The sequence below is a fragment of the Dyadobacter sp. HNCC25DJ184 genome (genome assembly GCF_056895215.1).
Window position 1 is genome coordinate 1 of the sequence record NZ_JBXHAQ010000032.1, and the last position, 6113, is coordinate 6113.

Below are 6113 nucleotides of genomic sequence, written 5' to 3' on the forward strand. Positions count from 1 at the left end.
GTTATGTATCAAGCAGAAAAGTTGGGGGGAATAAATAAATTATTTGTTTTGCAGCCAGAACAAATCCTGTTTGCATTGAACGAGTCCTATCAAGCCCTTGAGCGTATCATGTTACCCGAAGGCGTCCTTGAATATTTCGAGCTTACCAAAATCGTGGAGTCTATTCCTGGCTTGAACATTTATCTTGAGGAGAGGAATATTGTTCCTGTTGAGTTTATAGACGAGAAGTTAGAATCCAAGGGCTGGGCGCCCCCGGCTTTCTGCCAGAGATTTATATCCAGGACTTTCCTATTCGCAATCAGAAGGTTACACTCTGTATTAAACGGCGTCGGTGGGAGGTTACGAGTACTAATGAAATATTAAGTAGGGACTGGAAAGTCGTACGATCAGGCACGCGAATGACTAAGAAATTCGCGGATTTTTTAAAAGGGATGTATTGATAATAAACCGATTAGCTGTTTCCAATTAGGTAAATATTTCCATCTCGACGGTAAACAGTTACAACAGCAGTATAAGGATCATATAAGTGATTATCGTCAATGGAATCAAAGAGAACATGCCCAAGACTGGATGCTTTATCCTAATAACACGGGAGTTCACCTAAGCATTGATGAAACGGCTCTTTCCAACGGTGAATTATACACCATTGTGACCAACAAAGCTGCTAAGGGGAGGAATGGAGCACTTATTGCGATGATTAAGGGCACACAAGCTGATACGGTTATTGAAGTTTTAAAGAAGAGTCCCAAAAGACTTCGGGACACAGTTCGCGAGGTAACCCTCGATATGGCTGCCAACATGAATTTGATCGTTAAGCGCAGTTTTGTTAAGGCAGACAGGGTAATCGATCGCTTTCATGTTCAAAAATTGGCACACGAGGCCGTTCAGGAAATTAGAATTAAATACCGCTGGGAAGCTCTCAACCAAGAAAATGAAGCGATTCAAACCGCAAAGCAATCCAACGTAACTTTTGAACCCGAGCCTCTTGAGAACGGAGATTGCGTCAAGCAGCTCCTGGCTAGAAGTCGATATTTATTATTTAATAATATAGATAATTGGACCGCTTCACAAGTAAAACGAGCCAATTTGCTATTTGAACGCTACCCTCTAATTCAAAAAGCATACACTATATCTTTGAATCTGGGCACCATATTCCGGACTTGTACTTCCAAAGAAGTAGCCTTCAAAAAGCTGGCACTATGGTACGATACGGTGGAAGACAGTGGAATAGATTCGTTTAAAACCGTTGCTAGATCCATCCCAATACATTATTTGAGCATTCTGAATTTCTTCGCAAACAGAAGTAGCAACGCCTCGGCTGAGTAATGCAAAAATCAAGGCCTTTCGCTCAACATCTCGCGGAGTTAGGGATATTTCATTCTTCCTTTTCAGACTATCAAAGCTCCTTGAAATCCTTTTATTCGTTCCCCCCAACTTTTCTGTTTGATCCCCCTAAATCCCCCGACAAGTGACCCAAAAGCAAAAAAGCTCCTCCTATTTCTAGAAGAAGCTTTCTGTGGTGATGGACGGAATCGAACCGCCGACACAAGGATTTTCAGTCCTTTGCTCTACCGACTGAGCTACATCACCAGGCTCAATTGGTTCCTTTCGGGAGTGCAAAGGTAGAAAGGTGCTTGAACAATACAAACATTTGGCAATTTTTTTTGAAGATTTTTTCTTTCCTTTAGACTAAAGGTCTTACATATGCTTCATTATCAATTACATACATTCAATTGAACCCGTTTTGCGTTATTGTTACTTTCATACTATATCTCTCTTTTCTTGTTTTTGTTATGCAAGCATAATAAATTTAGTTCATCAAATTCCCGGGATATTAATGATAATTGCTCAGCAAGTCTTGTTTGCAGTCGCTTTTGGCCTCACGGCTTATCTAATTTATGGCAGAATTGATATCATTCGCAAAACCATATCATTGGGAAAGCCGGAGAACCGTATGGATCAACCTTCGAAGCGATGGTCCACGATGCTGCGCATTGCATTTGGGCAAAGGAAAATGTTTGATAAACCTCTGGTAGGCATCCTTCACTTTTGTGTCTACGCAGGCTTTATGCTGATCAACATTGAGGTCGGAGAAATTGTACTAGACGGCCTTTTGGGTACACATCGCCTATTTGCTGGCTTTCTGGGAAGTTTCTATACTTTCCTGATCGGCTTCTTCGAGCTGCTGGCTTTGGGAGTCTTGATAGCATGTTCGATATTTCTCATCAGAAGGAAAACTGGTCAGGTAAATCGTCTTAACTCTGCGCGACATACAGAAATGAAAGGCTGGCCCGAGATGGACGCTACCGTTATTCTGGTACTCGAAATCGTTCTGATGACTGCCATACTCACGATGAATGCTGCCGATATTTCGCTACAGAAAATGGGCGCCACTCATTACACGAAAACCGGCCCATTTGTAATTAGTCAATTCATTGCACCCCTGTTTCATAGCTGGAATGAAACCTATCTAATTCTATATGAACGACTCGCGTGGTGGATTCACATTCTTGGAATATTCGCCTTTGCTGTGTACGTTACTTATTCTAAGCACCTCCATATCGCACTGGCATTTCCCAACACCTACTTTTCCAGACTAACTCCTCGTGGGGAAATGAATAATATGCCCGAAATCACCCGGGAAGTCAAGTCAATGCTAGGATTACCCATTGAAACTTTGGAATCAGAAGAAGTCCTTCCTGAAAGATTTGGCGCGAAAGATGTCGAGGATTTGAGCTGGAAAAGTTTGATGGATGCTTATTCATGCACAGAATGCGGCAGGTGCACCGACGTCTGTCCTGCCAATATCACTGGTAAAAAACTCTCTCCCCGAAAAATCATGATGGACACGCGGGACAGACTTGAAGATGTTGGAAGGAGTATGAAAGCTAACAACGGAATATTCGCCGACGACGGTAAAAGTTTGATGGGCGACTATATAAGTGAGGAAGAGATTCTGGCCTGTACTTCCTGCAATGCCTGTGTTCAGGCTTGTCCAATATTAATAAATCCGCTGGACATCATTTTCCAATTGAGAAGATATAAAGTGATGGATGAAGCACAGGCACCAGCATCCTGGAATATGATGCTTCAGAATCTGGAAACGAATCAGGCGCCATGGAAGTTCTCACAGGCAGATCGTTTCAACTGGGCCGACAATCTGCGTAATTCTTGATGTCCGCAGGATATTACATTTAAAATAAAAGGGAAGCAAATGTCCGAAATCACATACAAAGTACCCACAATGGCTGAAATGGCCGCTGCCAACGACACCCCGGAAGTTTTATTCTGGGTCGGCTGCGCGGGTTCGTTTGATGATCGCTATAAAAAGGTAACGGTCGCTTTCATCAAAATTCTGAATAAGGCCGGCGTCAAGTTCGCCGTTTTAGGCACAGAGGAAAGTTGCACGGGCGATCCTGCTCGACGAGCCGGCAATGAATTTACGTTCCAAATGCTTGCCTTATCAAATATTGAGACGCTTAATATGTATGGCGTAAAAAAGATCGTCACCGCTTGCCCGCATTGTTTCAATACATTAAAAAATGAATATCCTGCACTCGGCGGAAATTACGAAGTGCTTCACCACTCCGAATTCTTACAGCAACTGATCGACACCGGCAAAATTGTGATGACAGAAGGGGGAGAATTCACAGGCAAAAAAATCACTTTTCACGACTCCTGCTATCTCGGTCGTGCGAACGATATTTACGAAGCTCCCAGACAAGTTCTTGAAGCCTTAGATGCCGATCTAGTAGAAATGAAGCGGTGCAAAACCAATGGCTTATGTTGCGGGGCCGGAGGCGGGCAAATGTTTAAAGAGCCGGAAAAGGGCAAAAAAGATATCAATATAGAACGCATTGAAGAAGCAATTGCAACGGGTTCAAATACCATCGCGGTAGCTTGTCCGTTTTGTATGGTAATGATGAGCGACGGAGTTAAAAACAAGGAATTGGAGGACTCTGTAAAAGTATATGATCTGGCTGAGCTCATCGCCAGATCAGCAAACCTTTGAACACTAAACGTTCCAATTTATTTCAGAACTTTGATTCTGGCATGAATGTTTAACAGCATACGTAACTAAAACTAAAACCACCTAGCATTATGTATATACCCTTCAATGAAATAGATCTGAATTCCAGAATCTGGATATACCAGGCCAACAGACAAATCACTGATGCGGAAGCAGGGATTATAACCGAAACCCTAAAATCATCAGTTGATCTTTGGGAAGCGCATGGAAAGCCACTTACGGCTTCCGTCAAACTTTTTGAACACCGGTTTGTAATTATCGCAGTAGACGAACGCGATGAACTGCCCAGCGGCTGCTCAATCGACAAGTCATCCCACTGGTTGCAGGAAATCGGACATCAACTTAATATCGACTTTTTCGACCGGTCTATAGCTTATCTCGACAACGGAGTTGTGAAAACAGTTGCTCCTACGGAGGTCAAACAGGCTATTGCCGACGAGACAATTCAAGCCGACACTATTATATTCGATAACCAATCGACCACGAAGGCGCAGTGGATGAATAAATGGAAAGTTCAGGCTTATCAATCATGGCTGCAGAGATATTTTAACAACCAAGTCAGCATTTAATTTTGAAAGCGTTGGCGGCCTTCCTAGATTTGCCGCCAGCATTTTATCCTCATCCATGAAGTCAGCTTTCAACCTGTTCATTGCTCTTCTCGTTTCATTTACAATTGTCAGTTGCGACGACAGTGTTGTATATAAAGCTTTTGAAGATATTCCCGACGGTATGTGGTATTTGAAAAACAAACCACAATTTAAGGTTGATATAAAGGATACTAACCAAACTTACAACGTTTATTACGTCATCCGCAATGCGTCGCAATATCCATATTACAACCTGTATCTAACCAGAGAAATCAACACTCCTGACGGCGCAAAATCAAATGTGATGCAGGAGATCTTCTTATCCAATGAAGTAACTGGAAAACCATATGGAAATGGGTTGGGTGATTTATTCGATCACAAAATATTGGCCTTGAAAAACCACAAATTCGAAAGATCAGGCCTGTATACTTTTACCCTTTCGCAAGCCATGCGCCAGAATCCCCTGCCATTTGTTCTGAGTGTGGGTATCAGTGTGGAAAAAGTAAAAACTACCCCTTAAGTCTATTCTCCTTTATTTTTAAGTACTACCGGCGTATTTTCCTGTTTCTTGCGAGGTTTGTTTCTGTCAATTTCAAAACTAAATGAGAAAACTCCGAAGTAATGGGAAAACAGCTTAATAAGAATCAAAAAAGTAAGCTATTACATTCACTACCAGTTAATTGAGAGAACTTCCTTTGCTTTTCTTCTAAAAAAATTCTCATTTCGTATGGAGATTATTGAAAACATTCTCAATAAGTAAGGTGATTTTCTCACGACTGTGGAGAAAAAATCAACTTATTTGGCGATTATTTCTCATTTAGTATGGAGATTAACAACTCCGAAATAATAGGTTTAGCCTGGAGATTATTAAAAAATTCTCAGTAAGTAAGGCAATTTTCTCACGACTGTAGAGAAAAAATCAACTTATCTCGCGATTAATCCATTTGTATGAAAATTGATAAAATAACGAAAGTAGCTCATATGCAACATTTTAGCGACATAAGCCTACATTCCAAATAGTTTTCACAATATTTTACCGAAGACCTGATGATTGTACTCATAGACAATCTGGCTCTTTGTCCAATAAGTTTTCGCACCGGCAATTTCTCCCCGGAAAATCTCGTCACCATTAGGATCAGCACTCCATTTTGAGTTATGAACTTTCATAAAATCACGCTTTTCAACCATCAAAGCAGCGTCACCGGTTCTTTTCATCGCTTCCATTTCAGCATTTGTTAAAACCTTAGTAATCGCATCAATCAGCTCATGTATCTTCTGATCCGTAAGCATGGCAGCAACGGACGCAGGAGAAACTTTTATCTCCCAAAGAATTTCATCGACATAGGCATTACCCAAGCAACGTATTTGTCTTAAATCCGTTAGAATAGGTTTAATAAGTTTAGTTCTGCTTTTATGAAAAATGGATTTTAAATACTCAAATGTTAATTCATTAGTCAATACATCCGGAACATTTGGAGTAATCGGGTTTAGCACTA

6 protein-coding genes, 1 tRNA gene and 2 pseudogenes are annotated in these 6113 nt (G+C 41.3%); 7 read left to right on the forward strand and 2 right to left on the reverse strand.

The features are described 5' to 3' along the window. The 3 genes and pseudogenes from AC1XUD_RS26385 to AC1XUD_RS26395 all read left to right on the forward strand — a co-directional run. A pseudogene (locus AC1XUD_RS26385) lies at window positions 1-363 on the forward strand (hypothetical protein); the annotation flags it as partial. After that, window positions 291-440, forward strand: coding sequence for an ISAon1 family transposase N-terminal region protein (locus AC1XUD_RS26390; protein WP_483364055.1), 150 nt, complete (start codon window positions 291-293; stop codon window positions 438-440). The pseudogene AC1XUD_RS26385 and the gene AC1XUD_RS26390, both read left to right, overlap by 73 nt. 10 nt (window positions 441-450) lie before the next feature. After that, window positions 451-1326 carry an ISAon1 family transposase gene (locus tag AC1XUD_RS26395; RefSeq protein WP_483364056.1) on the forward strand — a complete coding sequence of 292 codons (876 nt, stop codon included), beginning with the start codon at window positions 451-453 and terminating at the stop codon, window positions 1324-1326. A 191-nt stretch (window positions 1327-1517) separates the two neighbouring features. Here the strand turns inward: AC1XUD_RS26395 and AC1XUD_RS26400 are convergent. Next, window positions 1518-1590: transfer RNA gene (locus AC1XUD_RS26400), tRNA-Phe, on the reverse strand. Window positions 1591-1837: 247 nt separating this feature from the next. Here AC1XUD_RS26400 and AC1XUD_RS26405 point away from each other — a divergent pair. The 4 genes from AC1XUD_RS26405 to AC1XUD_RS26420 all read left to right on the forward strand — a co-directional run bounded on the left by AC1XUD_RS26405 (window position 1838) and on the right by AC1XUD_RS26420 (window position 5137). After that, on the forward strand, window positions 1838-3175 hold the full coding sequence (locus AC1XUD_RS26405) for a 4Fe-4S dicluster domain-containing protein (protein WP_483364051.1): 1338 nt from the start codon (window positions 1838-1840) through the stop codon (window positions 3173-3175). Window positions 3176-3214: 39 nt separating this feature from the next. Next, on the forward strand, window positions 3215-4012 hold the full coding sequence (locus AC1XUD_RS26410) for a (Fe-S)-binding protein (protein WP_483364052.1): 798 nt from the start codon (window positions 3215-3217) through the stop codon (window positions 4010-4012). Between the two features lie 89 nt (window positions 4013-4101). Further along, window positions 4102-4599: a hypothetical protein gene (locus AC1XUD_RS26415; protein WP_483364053.1), complete on the forward strand. Its 498-nt coding sequence runs from the start codon at window positions 4102-4104 to the stop codon at window positions 4597-4599. Between the two features lie 55 nt (window positions 4600-4654). Next, window positions 4655-5137 (forward strand): gliding motility lipoprotein GldH, encoded by a 483-nt coding sequence (locus AC1XUD_RS26420; RefSeq protein ID WP_483364054.1) that lies wholly within the window; start codon window positions 4655-4657, stop codon window positions 5135-5137. Between the two features lie 503 nt (window positions 5138-5640). Here the strand turns inward: AC1XUD_RS26420 and AC1XUD_RS26425 are convergent. After that, window positions 5641-6113, reverse strand: a pseudogene (locus tag AC1XUD_RS26425) (hypothetical protein); the annotation flags it as partial.

Excerpts from the sequence above, each read along its gene's own strand:
- AC1XUD_RS26410 (WP_483364052.1), top strand. The coding sequence starts at position 3,215 with ATGTCCGAAATCACATACAAAGTACCCACAATGGCTGAAATGGCCGCT.
- AC1XUD_RS26420 (WP_483364054.1), top strand. The coding sequence starts at position 4,655 with ATGAAGTCAGCTTTCAACCTGTTCATTGCTCTTCTCGTTTCATTTACA.
- AC1XUD_RS26405 (WP_483364051.1), top strand. The coding sequence starts at position 1,838 with ATGATAATTGCTCAGCAAGTCTTGTTTGCAGTCGCTTTTGGCCTCACG.
- AC1XUD_RS26415 (WP_483364053.1), top strand. The coding sequence starts at position 4,102 with ATGTATATACCCTTCAATGAAATAGATCTGAATTCCAGAATCTGGATA.